The organism is Oleiphilus sp. HI0080 (assembly GCF_001635135.1).
In genome coordinates this window covers 1-608 of sequence record NZ_LWFU01000861.1, presented here as the reverse complement: position 1 = coordinate 608, position 608 = coordinate 1, and the positions used below count along the sequence as shown (strand labels likewise).

The following is a 608-nucleotide window of genomic DNA, read 5'->3' as shown; positions in this document are numbered from 1 at the left end:
GACCCTTTCGCGACACCAAAATTTGGCGGCGATGCTCCAGGAGCTAAAAACAATGCTGCTAATGAGTTGGTTGAGAGCAAAACTATTATTCTCGACAGCCAAGTGATTCAAGCTGATATTCAAGGGAAAGCTGAAGTCAGCTTCGAGATACCGGACTATAACGGTGAGGCACAAGTGGTTGTTACTGCTTTTAACGAAGACTCTTTTGGCATGGAGGAACAAGACGTAACGATTGCTGATGACTATGTTGCTGAGCTCAATATTCCTAAGTTTCTTGTAGCTGGCGATAAGACTTCGGCATTTGCCTCTTTGCATAATATGAGTGGTAAAACTGCAGAGTTCAAAGCTCGTTTTACGAGTTCTGATTTTTTACGTTTAACACCTCAAACCGATCAGTACCGCACTTTTGAATTGCCTAATAACCAATTCTGGAATGAAAAGATATTTATCGAAATACCGAAAAATACTAGCGCAAAAGTGGCTAAGTTTTCTCTTGAAGTTATTACGCCAGAAGGCCGAAGTATCTCTCGAGATTGGACGGTACCGGTGCGACATGTTGCACCATTCAAAAGCCAAGGCCATTCTATAGTTTTGTCGGGAGGCGACGA

General features: G+C 42.8%; 1 protein-coding gene. It reads left to right on the top strand.

The window, feature by feature from the left end:
- Positions 1 to 608 (top strand): alpha-2-macroglobulin family protein (locus A3751_RS17400; protein WP_197466455.1); only part of this gene is annotated, 608 nt, incomplete at both ends.